This window comes from Amycolatopsis tucumanensis, assembly GCF_021654135.1.
Classification (GTDB): domain Bacteria; phylum Actinomycetota; class Actinomycetes; order Mycobacteriales; family Pseudonocardiaceae; genus Amycolatopsis_E; species Amycolatopsis_E tucumanensis.
Map to the genome: position 1 here is coordinate 92,330 of NZ_JAKGSD010000025.1, position 15,574 is coordinate 107,903.

Annotated in this window: 11 protein-coding genes; 9 read left to right on the forward strand and 2 right to left on the reverse strand. The window is 72.9% G+C overall.

The annotated features are described in order from the left end of the window. The first annotated feature begins 80 nt into the window (after positions 1 to 80). Both L2C96_RS24015 and L2C96_RS24020 read left to right on the forward strand, forming a co-directional pair. Complete coding sequence (locus tag L2C96_RS24015) at positions 81 to 1,346, forward strand: PucR family transcriptional regulator (protein ID WP_237337855.1); 1,266 nt, start codon at positions 81 to 83, stop codon at positions 1,344 to 1,346. Next, positions 1,343 to 2,047, forward strand: coding sequence for a class I SAM-dependent methyltransferase (locus L2C96_RS24020; RefSeq protein ID WP_237337856.1), 705 nt, complete (start codon positions 1,343 to 1,345; stop codon positions 2,045 to 2,047). The genes L2C96_RS24015 and L2C96_RS24020 overlap by 4 nt, the downstream gene beginning before the upstream one ends. A gap of 435 nt (positions 2,048 to 2,482) precedes the next feature. Here L2C96_RS24020 and L2C96_RS24025 read toward each other — a convergent pair whose 3' ends face one another. Further along, positions 2,483 to 3,982: an AMP-binding protein gene (locus L2C96_RS24025; RefSeq protein WP_237337857.1), complete on the reverse strand. Its 1,500-nt coding sequence runs from the start codon at positions 3,980 to 3,982 to the stop codon at positions 2,483 to 2,485. A gap of 258 nt (positions 3,983 to 4,240) precedes the next feature. Here L2C96_RS24025 and L2C96_RS24030 point away from each other — a divergent pair, with 258 nt between their 5' ends. From L2C96_RS24030 to L2C96_RS24040, 3 genes are all read left to right on the forward strand, one after another. Then, entirely contained in the window at positions 4,241 to 4,879 is a 639-nt protein-coding gene (locus L2C96_RS24030; RefSeq protein WP_237337858.1) for a DUF6801 domain-containing protein, read from the forward strand. A gap of 73 nt (positions 4,880 to 4,952) precedes the next feature. Beyond that, the gene (locus L2C96_RS24035) at positions 4,953 to 5,252 is read left to right on the forward strand and encodes a hypothetical protein (protein WP_237337859.1); all 300 of its coding nucleotides are present in this window, start codon (positions 4,953 to 4,955) and stop codon (positions 5,250 to 5,252) included. 56 nt (positions 5,253 to 5,308) lie between these two features. Continuing rightward, positions 5,309 to 6,097, forward strand: a complete 789-nt coding sequence (locus tag L2C96_RS24040) for an SDR family NAD(P)-dependent oxidoreductase (RefSeq protein ID WP_237337860.1) — start codon at positions 5,309 to 5,311, stop codon at positions 6,095 to 6,097. On the opposite strand, the gene L2C96_RS24045 is transcribed toward L2C96_RS24040, so the two are convergent. Continuing rightward, positions 6,091 to 7,356, reverse strand: coding sequence for an alpha-amylase family protein (locus tag L2C96_RS24045; protein ID WP_237337861.1), 1,266 nt, complete (start codon positions 7,354 to 7,356; stop codon positions 6,091 to 6,093). The two genes, L2C96_RS24040 and L2C96_RS24045, sit on opposite strands and share 7 nt — an antisense overlap. Before the next feature lie 57 nt (positions 7,357 to 7,413). On the opposite strand from L2C96_RS24045, the gene malQ reads away from it, so the two are divergent. Genes malQ through treZ form a run of 4 tightly spaced genes read left to right on the forward strand, consistent with a single transcriptional unit; the run spans position 7,414 to position 15,500 of the window. Further along, positions 7,414 to 9,354, forward strand: coding sequence for a 4-alpha-glucanotransferase (gene malQ, locus L2C96_RS24050; protein ID WP_237337862.1), 1,941 nt, complete (start codon positions 7,414 to 7,416; stop codon positions 9,352 to 9,354). A 58-nt stretch (positions 9,355 to 9,412) separates the two neighbouring features. Beyond that, positions 9,413 to 11,530 carry a glycogen debranching protein GlgX gene (gene glgX, locus L2C96_RS24055; RefSeq protein ID WP_027936239.1) on the forward strand — a complete coding sequence of 706 codons (2,118 nt, stop codon included), beginning with the start codon at positions 9,413 to 9,415 and terminating at the stop codon, positions 11,528 to 11,530. Continuing rightward, positions 11,527 to 13,797 carry a malto-oligosyltrehalose synthase gene (treY, locus tag L2C96_RS24060; RefSeq protein WP_237337863.1) on the forward strand — a complete coding sequence of 757 codons (2,271 nt, stop codon included), beginning with the start codon at positions 11,527 to 11,529 and terminating at the stop codon, positions 13,795 to 13,797. Before glgX ends, treY begins: the two co-directional genes overlap by 4 nt. After that, positions 13,794 to 15,500 carry a malto-oligosyltrehalose trehalohydrolase gene (treZ, locus tag L2C96_RS24065; protein ID WP_237337864.1) on the forward strand — a complete coding sequence of 569 codons (1,707 nt, stop codon included), beginning with the start codon at positions 13,794 to 13,796 and terminating at the stop codon, positions 15,498 to 15,500. The genes treY and treZ overlap by 4 nt, the downstream gene beginning before the upstream one ends. Positions 15,501 to 15,574: the final 74 nt, after the last annotated feature.

Sequence of the window (15,574 nt, forward strand, 5' to 3'; positions counted from 1 at the left end):
GCGAGCGGGCCACGAGCACGGGGCCGGCCGCGAAGTTCTCCACCCACCGCAGTGCTGCGGTTTCCCGAGCAGGGGTTGACATGACGATCGATGCCGACGTCCGGCCCGGACGCACCGCGCCGCCGCGGCCGCCGCACCCGCGCCGCCCGCCCGGTGAGGCTCCGGCGCACGGCCGCGCGAGCACGCTGTGGGCGTCGCTGCCACGCGAGCTGGCCGCGGTGTTCCGCCCGCACGCGGACGCGCTCACGCGGGTCATCCTGGCCGAGATCCAGCGGGCGGTGCCGGAGTACGCCCGTCCGCTGGAGGGGCCGTTCGGCGAGGTCATCGTGCGCGGGGTGCGGGAGGCGGTCGGGCACTGCCTGGACAACATCGGCAACCCGGCGGTGTCCCAGGACAACTGGATCGGCGTGTTCCGGCACCTCGGCCGCATCGAGTACAGCGAGGGGCGTCCGCTGGACCAGATCCAGACCGCCTACCGCGTCGGCGGGCTGGCCGCGTGGCGCTACATCGCCAAGGTCGGCCAGGCGAAGGGGCTGCCGTCCGACCTCCTCTACACCGGCGCCGAAGCGGTGCTGGCCTATGTGGACGAGATCTCCGCGCTGTCCGTGCAGGGCTACCGCGCCGCGCAGGCGCGGGCGGCGGGCACCCGGGCCCGGCAGCGCAGGCAGCTTCTCGGCCTGGTCCTGTCCGAACCCGCGCCCGCGCCGCAGGCCGTCGAGGGGCTGGCCGCGGCCGCCGGGTGGCACGTGCCGGACAAGGTGGTCGCGATGGCGCTGGAGCCGCGGCGCGACCAGCACCGGCTGCCGCCGCCCGCGCTGCCCGCCGAGGTGCTGGCGGATCTGGAGAGCCCGCAGCCGTGCCTGCTCGCGGCCGCGCCGCCGGAGGGCCTGGAGGCCGCGCTGCGCGGCTGGCGCGTCGCGATCGGGCCGCGGGTGCCGCTGGCGGAGGCGGCGGTGTCGCTGCGCTGGGCGCGCCGGACGATGGACTTGAGCGTGCGGCGCATCCTCCCGCGGGAGCCGGTGCTGCACGCCGACGACCACCTGGCCACGCTGTGGCTGCTGGCGGACGAGTTCCTGATCGGACAGTTGCGGGACGCGTGCCTCGAGCCGCTGCAGGGGCTGACGGACAAGCAGCGCGCGCGGCTCGGGCAGACGCTGCTGGCGTGGCTGCAGTCCAGCGGGAGCGCGCCGGAGATGGCCGAGCGGCTGGGCGTGCACCCGCAGACGGTGCGCTACCGGATGCGGCGGATCGAGGAACTGTTCGGCGAGCGGCTGAACGACCCGGAACACCGGCTGCGGCTGGAAATCGCGCTGCGGGCGACGGAACTGCTGACGCCCGCGGCATGAACCGGGTGAACGACTACGACAGCTTCGCCGAGGCCTACGCGGCCGAGAACGAGAACAGCCTGCTGAACGCGTACTACGAGCGGCCGGCGATGCTGTCCCTCGCCGGGGACGTGACGGGCCGCCGGATCCTGGACGCGGGCTGCGGCGCCGGGCCCCTGACCGCCGCGCTGCGCGACCGCGGCGCGGAGGTCACCGGCATCGACGCCAGCGCCGGGATGCTGGCGCTGGCCAGGCGGCGCCTCGGTGAGGACGTGCCGCTCCGCCTCGCGGACCTCAACGACCCCCTGCCGTTCGCCGACGGCGCGTTCGACGACGTGGTCGCCTCCCTGGTGCTGCACTACCTGGAGGACTGGAAACCGGCGCTGTCCGAGCTGCGGCGGGTGCTCCGGCCCGGCGGCCGCTTGATCGCGTCGGTGGACCACCCGTTCGTCGCCTACACGATCCAGGAGCCCCGGCCCGACTACTTCGCGACCACCAGCTATTCCTTCGAGTGGACCTTCGGCGGTCAGACCGTGCCGATGCGGTTCTGGCGCCGCCCGCTGCACGCGATGACCGGCGCCTTCACCGACGCCGGGTTCCGCCTCACCGCGCTCGTCGAGCCGCAGCCCGACCCGGCCGCCCGCGACCTCTTCCCCGGCGACTTCGAATCACTGTCGACGAAGACCGCGTTCCTGTTCTTCGTCCTCGAGGCCGCGCCCTAGTGCGGGGTGAAGGTGCTTGACACCTTTCCCGCACATACGGGGTCGTCGTGTCTCACCGTAATGCCCGGCTGACGAAGTGGCGGCGGTTGCTGGTCGACCACGCACCGCATCCTGGTTCGTTATCGAATGCCGAGGCTGGCGAGCAGATCCGCCGCTACGAGCGGGACCAGCCGGGCGAGCTGGTGCACGTCGATGTGGCGCCGTCGACGATCACTCCGGCCGGCCTACCCCTTCACCACCTCACACCAGCGCAGCTAGGTGTTTTGTTCGGTGGGGTTGGTTCCGCGGCTGCCGAGGGTGCTCCTCGAGCAGGATGCGGTGGAAGCGTCCGACCTCGCCTTGGCTTGGGTTCGCAGGGGCCTGTGGTGGCAGGCCGTGGCGACGCGGGATCTGCTGCGCCGTGGCGACGGCTACCGGAAACTTCCCGGACAGCGCCTAGGAAACGGCCGGCGCGCTCGCCAGGTACGCCTCCCGACAGGCGGCACGCGCCAATTTGCCCGCAACCGTCCGGGGCAGCGTTCCCGGCAGGCCCACGTGCACGTCGCGCACCCGCAGGCCGTATCCGTCCGCGACGGCCTGCTCGACGGCCGCCGCGCAGGTCAGTGGGCCAGGCGCCTCGGCGAGCACCACGACCTCGGCCTCGACGGCGAACACGACCGTCGAGCCGGGCAGCAGTTCGGGCACGACCCGTTCGATCGTCGCCTCCACCGCTTCCGCCTGGACCGCCCCGGCGGGCAACCGGTTCTCCAGCCGCCCCAGTACGGTCAGCTCGCCGCCGGACAGGAAGCCGACGTCCCCGGTCCGCAGCCACCAGCCAGGCTCCCCCGCGTCGGCCTCGTCGCGCAACAGCGCGCAGAACGTCTCCGCCGACGCCGCCGGCCGGCGCCAGTACCCGCGCGCCACCGTCGGCCCGGTCACCCAGATCTCCCCCACCGCGCCGGCAGGCAGCGACCGGCGCGTGACCGGGTCGACGATCGCGACGGTGCGGCCGGGCCGCCCGCTGGACACCGGACCGTCCCCGACGGACACCAGGCCGGTGGCCTCCAGCAGCCCGTAGGCGGCCCGGTGCGCGTCGGGACGCAGGCCGGACCCGGGCAGCACCGCCCGGTGCCGCGCCGGTTCGCCCACGTCCAGCACCGCCCGGACGCCGCTGAGGTCCAGCCCGTCCGGCACCGCGCAGCGCGCCAGGAACGAGTTCCCCGCCGCCGTCACCGCGCCCGGGTTCGCCGCGAGCGCGCGCAGCCAGATCTCCGGCCGCTCCCGCACGCGATCGGTCGGCAGGTGCACCGACGGGCACCCGGCGAACACCGGCGCGGCCACCGCGAACGGCAGCCCCATCTGGCACAGCGGCAGCCAGTTGACGACCACCGACGCCCGGTCGCCCAGGCGCAGCGCCCCGGCGGTGCGCGCGGCGCTGTCGACGAGCCCGGCGTGGGTGATCACCACGCCCACCGAGTCGGAGGTGTAGCACAGGCAGGCGACGTCCGCGGGATCCGGCTCGTCCAGGTCGGACAGATCGCCGGGCACCGTGTCGATCGCGACGATCCGCCACACCTCGACACCGGCGGCGTCCAAGAGGGCGCGGACGTCGAGCAGCTTCTCCCCCGTGGTCAGCACGATCTCCGGCGCGGCGTCGATGACCGTCGCGGCGAGCCAGGCGTCGTCGCGCCCCGGCGCGAAGGCGGGCACCGCGACCAGCCCGGCACGCAGGGTGGCGAGGAAGCCGACGACCCAGTCCACGCCCTCGTCGGCCAGGATCGCGGCACGCACGCCGTCGAAGCTGAACCGCCGCAGCCACGCGGCCACCGACGTCACCCGCCGGTCCAGCTCGTCCCAGGTGAGCGAGCGGGTGCCGTCGGACACCGCGCGGGCGTCCGGATCCCGGCGCGCCCAGGTCGCCAGGAACTGCGGCAGGGACGCGAGTGTTTGGGTCACAACGGAACCGTAGTGATCTTGTGAATGGGGTGTCAAAACTTGTGAGCGGGGTGCCAGCGGAGCGAATCGATACTTGTCAGCCACGTGAGTGCCACCGGGAAACCCGCAGCTCCGTGGGCCTTTCGGCAGAGATGCCAACTTCCCCGCGGAAACCCCTGCAATCGGTGACAAGTTTTCCGGACAACCTTGCCGGAGCAATTTCACGTCATTAGATTACTCATCAGTAATCCTTTTCTGCGATTATCAATGGAGATGTGCATGAATCGGAAGAGAATCGCCGGCGGAATCGTCTCCGGATCGGTACTGGCGGTTTCCGCCGCGGCCGGCCTGCTCGCCGGCGCGGGCACCAGCGCCGCCGACCCGGCCACGCTGACGCTGACCTACACCTGCCCGTTCCCGCTCATCGGCAACCAGCCGATCAGCGTCGTGATCAACGCCGACATCCCGGCCACCGCGACCGTCGGCCAGCCGACGCCCGAGTTCGGCATCGAGGCCGTCGCCACCGTGTCCTCGACCGCCACGGCCGGCCTGAACCTGGTCGGCGCCAAGACGGTGGAGGGCACCGCGCAGGCCTCCGCCACGGTCGCCGCCCCCGAGGCGACCCTGCCGGTCACCGTCCCGACCACGATCCCGCCGACCGCGATCCCCGCCTCCGGCGCCTTCGACGTCACCGCGACCGGCACCACGCCGTCGCTGACCTTCACCCAGCCCGGCGAGGCGACCGTGACGGTCGGCGACCTGCTGCTGACCCTGCACCCGAAGAAGGCCGACGGCTCCGACACCGGCCTCGGCACCTTCGACTCCCAGTGCACGCAGGACCCGGGTCAGGACAACGTGCTCGCCACCGTGCAGATCACCGCGGCCGCGCAGGCCGCCACCGAGCAGCGGATCCGCTGACGGAACTCCCGCGCGGCCCGGGCGCCGGGCCGCGCGGGGTGTGGCGGGCGCGGTGATCGGGTAGCCCACCCGCGTGACACCGCGCAACGAGGAACCACTGGATCTGGGCGCCACCGAGATGTCGCCCGCCGAGGAGGACCGCGTCCGCGCCGAGCACGACCTCGACCGGCCGCGGGTGTTCGACGAGCGCAACGCGGTGGACGACCGCGCGGAGACGCGCTCGACCCTGCTGCCCGAAGAGGAACACGCCGGCAGCGCCGACCCGGAGGCGCAGGCACGCGAAGTCCTGCGCGACTCCGACCTGCGCACCGAGGTTCCCGAGTCGGCTCCGGACACCATGATCGAGCGGCGCCGCCCCGAAGAGACCGCCTGAGCGCCCCTTCGGGACAGTCCCCGCCCCGGCGTCCGCGGCTCTGCTTCAATCCGGGAATGGATCTCGGGCTGGGCGGGAAGAAGGCCATCGTCACCGGCGGCAGCCGGGGCATCGGGTTCGCGGTCGCGCAGGCGCTGACCGCCGAAGGCGCCGACGTGGCGATCGTCGCCCGCGACGCGGGGGTACTCGCGGAAGCACGCGCCCGGATCGGCGGGAACACGCTGTCCGTGCCCGCGGACGTCACCGACGACGAGGCCGTGCGCGCCGCGGTCGCGCGCACCGTCGAGGAGTTCGGCGGGGTGGACGTCCTGGTCAACTCCGCGGCACAACCCGCCGACCCCACGAAACCCACCGCGCTCGCCGCTCTCGAGGACGACGACCTGCGGGCCGAGATCGAGACGAAGGTGCTCGGCTACCTCCGGTTCGCGCGCGCCGTCGCACCGCACATGGCCGAGCGCGGCTGGGGCCGGATCGTGAACGTCTCCGGCCTCAACGCGCGCCGCACCGGCAGCCCGTTCGGCTCGATCCGCAACGTGAGCGTGGCCGCCCTGACCAAGAACCTCGCCGACGAACTCGGCCCGCACGGGATCAACGTGACGGTCGTGCACCCCGGGCTGACCTTCACCGAACGAACCCCGGCGATGATCGAGGACGTCGCGCGCGCCCGTGGCGTGACCGCCGCGGAGGCCGAGGCACTGCTCGGGCGCGGCAGCGCGATCGGGCGGATGGTCACCGCGGCCGAGGTCGCCGACGTCGTCACGTTCCTCGCCTCCCCGCGCAGCGCGGCGATCACCGGCGACGCCATCCCGGCCGGCGGCGGCATGCCGGGCCCGATCTACTACTGAGACGCCCGGCCCAGCACCGCCCACCCGTGCGGCGGCAGGGTCGGCAGCGGCGCTTTCCCGTCCGGTGAGGACGAGTCGAGCACCCGCAGCCCGTCGATGTCCACCGGGAACCGGTACGCGTCGTCGCTGGTGTTCAGCAGCGTCAGGATCTCCTCGTCGCCGGAGCGGGAGCGGAACGCCATCGCCCGGTTCGTCAGGTGCTCGACCTCCGTCCGCGCCCGCACCAGCCACGCGTTCCGCCGCCGCAGCCCGATCAGCCGCTGGTGCAGGCGGTACACCGGCCAGCCGTAGGGCGCGAGCTGCCCCGCGTCGGACGGGAACTCCGGGCGGATCTCGTCGTCGCCGCCCTCCCGTTCCTCCTTGACGCCGCGGAAGGCCTGCTCGTCGCCGTAGTAGACGCTGGGCACGCCGCCGACCGTGAACAGCACCGCCAGCGCGTGCGCCAGGTGCCGCTCGTCGGTCAGGCGGCTCGCCAGCCGCGTGACGTCGTGGTTGCCGACGAAGGTCTGCGGCACGAACGACCCCATCAGCTCGTCGTGCCGCTTCAGCGCCCAGGACAGCTCGAAGAAGTTCCCGTCGTGCAGCGAGCTCCAGATCGCCTTCCACAGCTCGTACTGCGTCACCGTGTCCAGCCCGCCGCGCGCCACGTAGGAGGCGTAGTCGCCGTGCAGCACCTCGCCGGCGAACCACGCGTCCGGGTGCCGCCGCCGCACCCCGGGCAGCACCCGCGCCCAGAACTCCGGCCGCACCGCGTACGCCGCGTCCAGCCGCCAGCCGGACACGCCGCGGCCGAGCCAGTGGTCCAGCACCCGCGCCACGTAGTCCGCGACCGCAGGCTGGGCGTGGTCCAGCGCCACCAGGTGCGCGTGCCCCTCGAACACCGCGTGGTCCGCGCCCTCGCGGCGGAACCACTCCGGATGCCCGAAGGCGCGCGAAACGTGGTTGAAAACACCGTCCAGCACGATCCGCAGTCCGCGGCCGTGCGCGGCGGCGACCAGGCGGTCGAAATCGGCGTCGTCGCCCAGCCGCGGGTCGATCCGGAAGTGGTCGACCGTGTCGTAGCCGTGGGTCTCGGAGGCGAACACCGGCCCCAGCATCAGACCGGAACAGCCCAGTTCAACGGCGTAGTCGAGCCAGTTCTCCAGCCGCCGGAGCCGGTGCTGCGGCTCGCTGCCTGCCGGGAGCGCCCCGGCGGGCGCGCCGGTGAAGCCGAGCGGGTAGACGTGCCACCAGATCGCGTGATCGGCCCAGCGCCCCATGCGTTCTCCTCGTCTCGTCGTGTGGCGGCCCCCGGCCGGGACCGGGATCCTGAACGGGTGGAAACCGACCTGACCGCCCTCGCGCACGCTTACGGAGTGGCCACCCGGTACGAGAACGCCGAGCAACGCGAGGTCGAGGTCGAGCCGGACGTCGTCGTCGCCGTTCTCGCCCAGTTCGGGGTGGACGCCTCCGGGCCGGACGCGATCCGCCGCGAGCTGGCCGCGGTCCGCGAACGCCGGGCGGCCACGGTGCTGCCCCCGACGCTCGTGCTGCGAGAAGGTACCGAACACGACGCGGGCGGGCCCGCTGTCCTGCATTTGGAGGACGGCACCCGCCGGGAGATCGGCCGGATGCTTCCCGCCGATCTGCCGCTGGGCTGGCACCGCATCGAGACCGCCGAGCAGGACGTGGTCCTCGCCGTCGTGCCGCACCGCCTGCCCGAGGTGCCCCCGGCCTGGGGCTGGATGCTGCAGCTCTACGCGCTGCGCTCGGAGCGGTCGTGGGGCGCCGGGGACTTCGGCGACCTGGCGGAGTTCGCCCGCCGCTCGGCCGCCGAGCTGGGCGCCGGCGTGCTGCTGGTCAACCCGGTGCAGGCGATCAGCCCGGTTCACCCGGTCGAGCGCTCGCCGTACTCGCCGGCGAGCCGCCGCTACGCCAACCCGCTCTACCTCCGGATCACCGACACGCCCGAGTTCGCGCGCGCGGACGAGGACCTGCGTGCCCGGGTGCTGGCCCTGCGGCCGGACAACACGGACCTGATCGACTACGACGCGGTCTGGAGCGCCAAGCTGGCCGCACTGGAACTGCTGTGGCCGCTGCACGAGCCGGCGCCGCTGGAGGACGCCGTGCACGACTTCGCGACCTTTTGCGCGCTGGCCGAACGGCACGGCCCGGACTGGCGCGAGTGGCCGGAGCCGCTGCGCGACCCGCACGGCCCGGAGGTCGCCGCCGCCCGCGCGGAGCTGGCCGACCGGATCGCCTTCCACGGCTGGCTGCAGCAGCTGTGCGAGGACCAGCTCGGCCGCGCCCGCGAGGCGGCCGCCGCCATGCCGGTGGGCATCGTGCACGACCTGCCGGTCGGCGTGCACCCGGGCGGCGCGGACACCTGGGCGCTGGGCGACGCGTTCGCCGCGCGGGTGACCGTCGGCGCGCCGCCGGACGCCTTCAGCCAGCAGGGCCAGGACTGGAACCTGCCGCCGTTCCGCCCGGACCGGCTCGCCGAACTCGGTTACGCGCCGTTCCGCGACGTGATCCGCGGCGTCCTGCGGCACGCCGACGGCATCCGGATCGACCACGTCGCCGGGTTGTGGCGGCTGTGGTGGATCCCGCCGGGCGAGCCGCCGTCACGCGGCACCTACGTGCACTACGACGCCGAGGCGATGCTCGGCATCCTGGCGCTGGAGGCGCACCGCGCGGGCGCGGTCGTCGTGGGCGAGGACCTGGGCACGGTCGAGGCCGCGGTGACCAAGACCCTGCACGAGCGCGGGGTGCTCAGCTCCGCGGTGCTGTGGTTCCAGCGCGACTACGACTCGCCCGGCCACCCGTTCGTCCCGCCCGCGGAGTGGGACGCCGACGCGATGGCGAGCATCACCACGCACGACCTGCCGACCGTCGCAGGCTGGCTCGCCGGCGAGCACGTGCGGGTGCGGGCCGAGCTGGGACTGCTCGACGGGCCGCCGGAGGAGGAACGAGCCGCCGCGGAGACCGAGCGCGCCGACCTGCTCGCCTTCGCGCGGGCGCAGGGCATCCCGGACGACGACCCGGTGGCGGCGTTGCACACCCTGCTCGCGTCCGCGGCGTCGCGGCTGCTGCTGACCGCGCCCGCCGACGTGGTCGGCGAGGTGCGGCAGCCCAACCTGCCCGGCACGACGGACGAGTACCCGAACTGGCGGATTCCCTTGCCCGTCACCGTGGAGGAGTTCTTCGCGGACGCACGACTGCGCCACTTCGTGAAGGAATTGCGCGCCGCGCGCCCGTTCACCGGGCGAAGTGCTTGAAGACCGCTAGATTGGGCACACGTCGGAACACGGCTCGCGAACGCAAAGAGGAGAACCTGTGCCGCCCTGGCCCGGATTGCCCTACCCGCTGGGTGCCACCTACGACGGTGTGGGCACCAACTTCGCCGTCTTCTCGGAAGTCGCGGATCACGTCGAGCTGTGCCTGGTCAACGAGGACGGCACCGAGGAGCGGCACCGCCTGACCGAGGTCGACGGTTTCGTCCACCACGGGTACCTGCTCGGCGTCGGCCCCGGCCAGCGCTACGGCTACCGCGTGCACGGCGAGTACGACCCGTCACGCGGCCTGCGCTGCAACCCGAACAAGCTGCTGATCGACCCGTACGCCAAGGCGATCGCCGGACACGTCGACTGGGACGAGGCGCTGTTCGCCTACCCGTTCGGCTCGCCGGACGAGCGCAACGACGCGGACTCCGCGGCGCACGTCCCGCACGCGGTGGTGGTCAACCCGTTCTTCGACTGGGGTGACGACCGGCCGCCGCGCACGCCGTACAACGAGACGGTGATCTACGAGGCGCACGTCCGCGGCCTCACGATGAACCACCCGGAGGTGCCCTCGCGGCTGCGCGGCACCTACGCCGGGCTCGCACACCCCGCGGTGATCGACCACCTCACGAAGCTCGGCGTCACGGCGATCGAACTGATGCCGGTGCACCAGTTCATCACCGACCACGGCCTGGCCGAGAAGGGCCTGCGCAACTACTGGGGCTACAACACGATCGGCTTCTTCGCCCCGCACGAGGGCTACGCGGCGCTGCCCGAGCAGGCCGGCCAGGTGCAGGAGTTCAAGGGCATGGTCAAGGCCCTGCACGAGGCAGGCATCGAGGTCATCCTCGACGTCGTCTACAACCACACCGCCGAGGGCAACCACCTCGGCCCGACGCTGTCCATGCGCGGCATCGACAACCAGGCCTACTACCGGCTGGTCGAGGACGAGCCGCAGTACTACATGGACTACACCGGCACCGGCAACTCGCTCAACGTGCGCAACCCGCACACGCTGCAGCTCATCATGGACTCGCTGCGGTACTGGGTCACCGAGATGCACGTCGACGGGTTCCGCTTCGACCTCGCGGCCACCCTGGCCCGCGAGTTCTACGACGTCGACCGGCTGTCCACGTTCTTCGACCTGGTGCAGCAGGACCCGACGGTGAGCCGGGTCAAGCTGATCGCCGAGCCGTGGGACGTCGGGCCGGGCGGCTACCAGGTCGGCAACTTCCCTCCACTGTGGACGGAGTGGAACGGCCAGTACCGGGACACCGTGCGGGACTTCTGGCGCGGCGAGCCCGCCACGCTCGGCGAGTTCGCCTCCCGGCTCACCGGATCGTCCGACCTGTACCAGGACGACGGCCGCCGCCCGTACGCCTCGATCAACTTCGTCACCGCGCACGACGGCTTCACGTTGCAGGACCTGGTGTCCTACAACAACAAGCACAACGAGGCCAACGGCGAGGACGGCCGGGACGGCGCCGACGACAACCGCTCGTGGAACTGCGGCGTCGAGGGCGAGACCGACGACGAAGAGGTGCTGGCGCTGCGGGCCAAGCAGCGCCGCAACATGCTCGCCACCCTGCTGCTGTCGCAGGGCGTGCCGATGCTGCTGCACGGCGACGAGATGGGCCGCACCCAGCAGGGCAACAACAACGTCTACTGCCAGGACAACGAGATCTCCTGGATGGACTGGTCGCTCGCCAAGGCCAACGCCGACCAGGTCGAGTTCACCGCCGCGCTGACCGCGTTCCGCAAGAAGCACCCGGTGTTCCGGCGCCGCCGCTTCTTCGCCGGGAAGCCGATCGGCAAGGGCGAGGAGCTGCGCGACATCGCCTGGTTCACGCCCTCCGGCGAGGAGATGAAGGAGCAGAACTGGGACGACGGCTTCGGCAAGGCCATCGTCGCGTTCCTCAACGGCGAGGGCATCAACGACCTCGACCCGCGCGGCATGAAGGTCACCGACGACTCGTTCCTGCTGGCGTTCAACGCGCACTACGAGGACATCGAACTGACCCTGCCGAACGCCGACTACGGCGCGGGCTGGGCGGTGGTGGTCGACACCGAGGCCGGGACGGTCGCGGAGGAGCCGGGTGAGCCGGTGGCCGCCGGCGGCACGATGAACCTGCCCGCTCGTTCGCTCGTGGTGCTGCAGCGGGTGGACGCATGAGACCCCCCGCCACCTACCGGGTCCAGCTGCGCCCGGAGTTCACCTTCGCCGACGCCGCCGACCGCATCCCGTACCTGCGCAAGCTCGGCGTCGGCGCGCTGTACGCCTCCCCGGTGCTGGACGCGACGCCGGGGTCCACCCACGGCTACGACGTGGTCGACCCGACGCGGGCGCGGCCGGAGCTGGGCGGCGAGGACGCGCGGCGGGAGCTGGCGAAGCGGCTGCGGGACGCGGGGCTCGGGTTCGTCGTGGACATCGTGCCCAACCACATGGCGGTCGAGGTCGCGAAGGCCAACCCGTGGTGGTGGGACGTGCTGCGGAACGGCCCCGGCTCGGCGCACGCCGACTACTTCGACATCGACTGGCGGCGCGGCAAGGTGCTGCTGCCCGTCCTCGGCGACGACGCCGACGTGGCGGAGCTGCGGGTCGACGGCGACGAACTCGTCTACTACGAGCACCGGTTCCCGATCGCGCCGGGCACCGGCGAGGGCAGCCCGCAGGAGGTGCACGCGCGGCAGCACTACGAGCTGGTGGGCTGGCGGCGGGGCAACGCGGAGCTGAACTACCGCCGCTTCTTCGACATCACCACGCTCGCCGCGGTGCGGGTCGAGCTGCCCGACGTCTTCCACGCCACCCACGGCGAGGTGCTGCGCTGGGTCGCCGAGGGCGACGTCACCGGCCTGCGCGTGGACCACCCGGACGGCCTCGCCGACCCCGGCGGCTACATGCGGATGCTGCGCGCGGGCGCGCCGGAGGCGTGGCTCGTGGTGGAGAAGATCCTGCACCCGGGCGAGGACCTGCCGCAGAGCTGGCCGGTCGACGGCACCACCGGCTATGACGCGCTGCGCGAGATCACCGGGCTGTTCGTCGACCCGGCGGGCGAGGCGCCGCTGACCGAGCTGGCGCGGTCGCTGGGCCAGCCGGTGGACTACCACGAGGTCGAGGACAGGGCCCGGCGGCTGGTGACCGACCGCATCCTGGTGGCCGAGGTGCGCCGGATCGCCGCGCTGGTGCGCGGCGTGGAGCCGGAGGCGGCGCAGGGAGCGGTGGCCGAGACGATGGTCGCGTTCCCGGTGTACCGGTCCTACCTGCCCGAGGGCGAGGCGCACTGGGCGGCCGCGATCGCCGCTGCCCGCGCGGCGCGCCCCGACCTGTCCGAGGCGATCGACGCGCTGGACTTCCAGGTGCGGGAGGACCCGCACGGCGAGCTGGCCACCCGCATCCAGCAGACCTCCGGGATGGTGGTGGCCAAGGGCACCGAGGACACCACCTTCTACCGCTACACGCGCTTCGCCGCGCTCAACGAGGTCGGCGGCTCCCCCAACGACTTCGGCGCCTCCGTGGACGCCTTCCACGCGATGGCCGCCGCCCGCGAGGCAGGCTGGCCCGCGGCGATGACCACCCTGACCACGCACGACACCAAGCGGTCCGAGGACGTGCGGGCGCGGCTGGCGGTGCTGTCGGAGGTGCCCGGCGAGTTCGCCGACGCGGTCCGGCGGTGGACCGGACGGCGCGGTATCGACGAGCCGTCGTTGAACCTGCTGGCCTGGCAGACGCTGGTGGGCGCCTGGCCGATCACGCCGGAGCGGCTGCGGGACTACCTGGACAAGGCGGCCAAGGAGAGCAAGCTCCGCACCACCTGGACCGACCACGACGAGGAGTTCGAGAAAGCGGTCGCGGCGTGGCCGGACGAGGTCCTCGGCGACGCGGACCTGGCGGCCGAGGTCGAGTCGTTCGTGGCGCGGGTGCGTGAACCGGGGTGGTCGAACTCCTTGGCGCAGAAGCTGATCCAGCTCACCGCACCCGGCGTGCCGGACGTCTACCAGGGCACCGAGCTGTGGGACTTCTCGCTGGTCGACCCGGACAACCGGCGGCCGGTCGACTACGCGCTGCGGGCCGCGCTGCTGGAGGAGATCGAGGGCGGGTGGCTGCCGCCGGTCGACTCCTCCGGCGCGGCGAAGCTGCTCGTCGTGCACCGGGCGCTGACCCTGCGCCGGGACTCCCCCGAGCTGTTCACCGGCTACCGCCGCCTGCACGCCGAGGGCCCGGCCGCGGCGCACGTGGTCGCCTTCGAGCGCACCGGGCTGATCACGGTGGCCACCCGGCTGCCCGTCGGGCTGGCCGAGAGCGGCGGCTGGCGCGGCACGGTGCTGCCGCTGCCCGCCGGTGAGTGGACGGACGCGATCACCGGCGCGGCGGTCACCGGCGAGCTGTCGGAAATGCTCGCGCGTTATCCGGTCGCGTTGCTGGTCCGAGGAGAGTCATGACCTTCCGGGTGTGGGCGCCCGCCGTCTCGCGAGTGCGCGTGCGCACCGGCGGCGCCGATCACGAGATGACGGCCGGTGGCGGCGGCTGGTGGTTCTCCGACGTGCCCGCGCCGCCGGGCGCCGACTACGCGTTCGTGCTCGACGACGACGAGAAGGCGCTTCCCGACCCGCGGTCGTCGTGGCAGCCCCAGGGCGTGCACGGGCCGTCGCGGATCTACGACCACTCCGCGTTCGACTGGACCGACGGGTCGTGGACCGGGCGGGCGCTGCCCGGCGGCGTGATCTACGAGCTGCACGTCGGCACGTTCACCCCGGAGGGCACCTTCGACGCGGCGATCGGGCGGCTGGACCACCTCGTCGACCTCGGCGTCACGTTCGTCGAGGTGCTGCCGGTCAACTCGTTCGACGGCACCGACGGCTGGGGCTACGACGGTGTGCTGTGGGGCGCGGCGCACGAGCCCTACGGCGGGCCCGACGGGTTCAAGCGGTTCGTCGACGCCTGCCACGCGCGCGGCCTGGCCGTGGTGCTCGACGTCGTCTACAACCACCTCGGGCCGTCCGGGGCGTACCTGGACCGGTTCGGTCCGTACTTCGCAGGCAGCAACGACTGGGGTCCAGGGCTCAACCTGGACGGCGAGGGCTCCGACGAGGTCCGCAGGTACGTGCTGGACAACGCGCTCGGCTGGCTGCGCGACTTCCACGTCGACGCGTTGCGGCTGGACGCGGTGCACGCGCTGAGCGACCGGCGGGCCACGCACCTGCTGGAGGAGCTGGCGGTGGAGGTGGAGGCGCTGTCGGCGGCGGTGCGGCGGCCGCTGACGCTGATCGCCGAGTCCGACCTCAACGACCCGCGGCTGGTCACCGCGCGCGAGGGCGGCGGGTACGGGCTGCACGCCCAGTGGTGCGACGACCTGCATCACGCGCTGCACGTGACGCTGTCCGGGGAGACCAGCGGGTACTACGCCGACTTCGGCGCGCTCGGGGCACTGGAGAGGACGCTGCGGCAGGCGTTCTTCCACGCCGGCACGTGGTCGTCGTTCCGGGAGCGGACGCACGGGCGGCCGGTCGACACGCGGACGGTGCCCGGGCACCGGTTCCTGATCTACCTGCAGAACCACGACCAGATCGGCAACCGGGCCACCGGCGACCGGTTGTCCGCTTCGGTGCCGCTCGGGCGCCTGGCCTGCGGCGCGGCGATCGTGTTCTGCTCGCCGTACACGCCGATGGTGTTCATGGGCGAGGAGTGGGCAGCGCGCACGCCGTGGCAGTTCTTCGCGTCGTTCCCGGACCCGGAGCTGGCCGAGGCCGTCCGGACGGGCCGCCGCCGCGAGTTCGCCCGCCACGGCTGGGGCGAGGCCGAGGTGCCGGACCCGATGGACCCGGCGACGGTGGAGCGCTCGCGGCTGGACTGGTCCGAGCCGGGCAAGGAGGGGCACCGCGAGGTGCTCGACCTGTACCGGTCGCTGATCGCGTTGCGCCGGTCCCGGCCGGAGCTGGCGGACCCCTGGCTGGACCGGTTCGAGGTCCGCGCGGACGGCCCGCTGCTGACCGTCGACCGCGGCGCCCTGCGGCTGGTGTGCAACTTCGGCCCCGAGGCCGCCGACCTGGGCGAACCGGCGAGCCAGGTGCTGCTCTCGTGGGGCGACGCCACGGCCACCCACCTGCCCCCGGACACGTTCGTCCTGATCGACACGCTCGGCTGATCACGCCAGGTCACCGACCGCCCGCGGGCTTGCCCGACCGCCACCGCCCGGCGGTGACCAAACCCGCACCACCC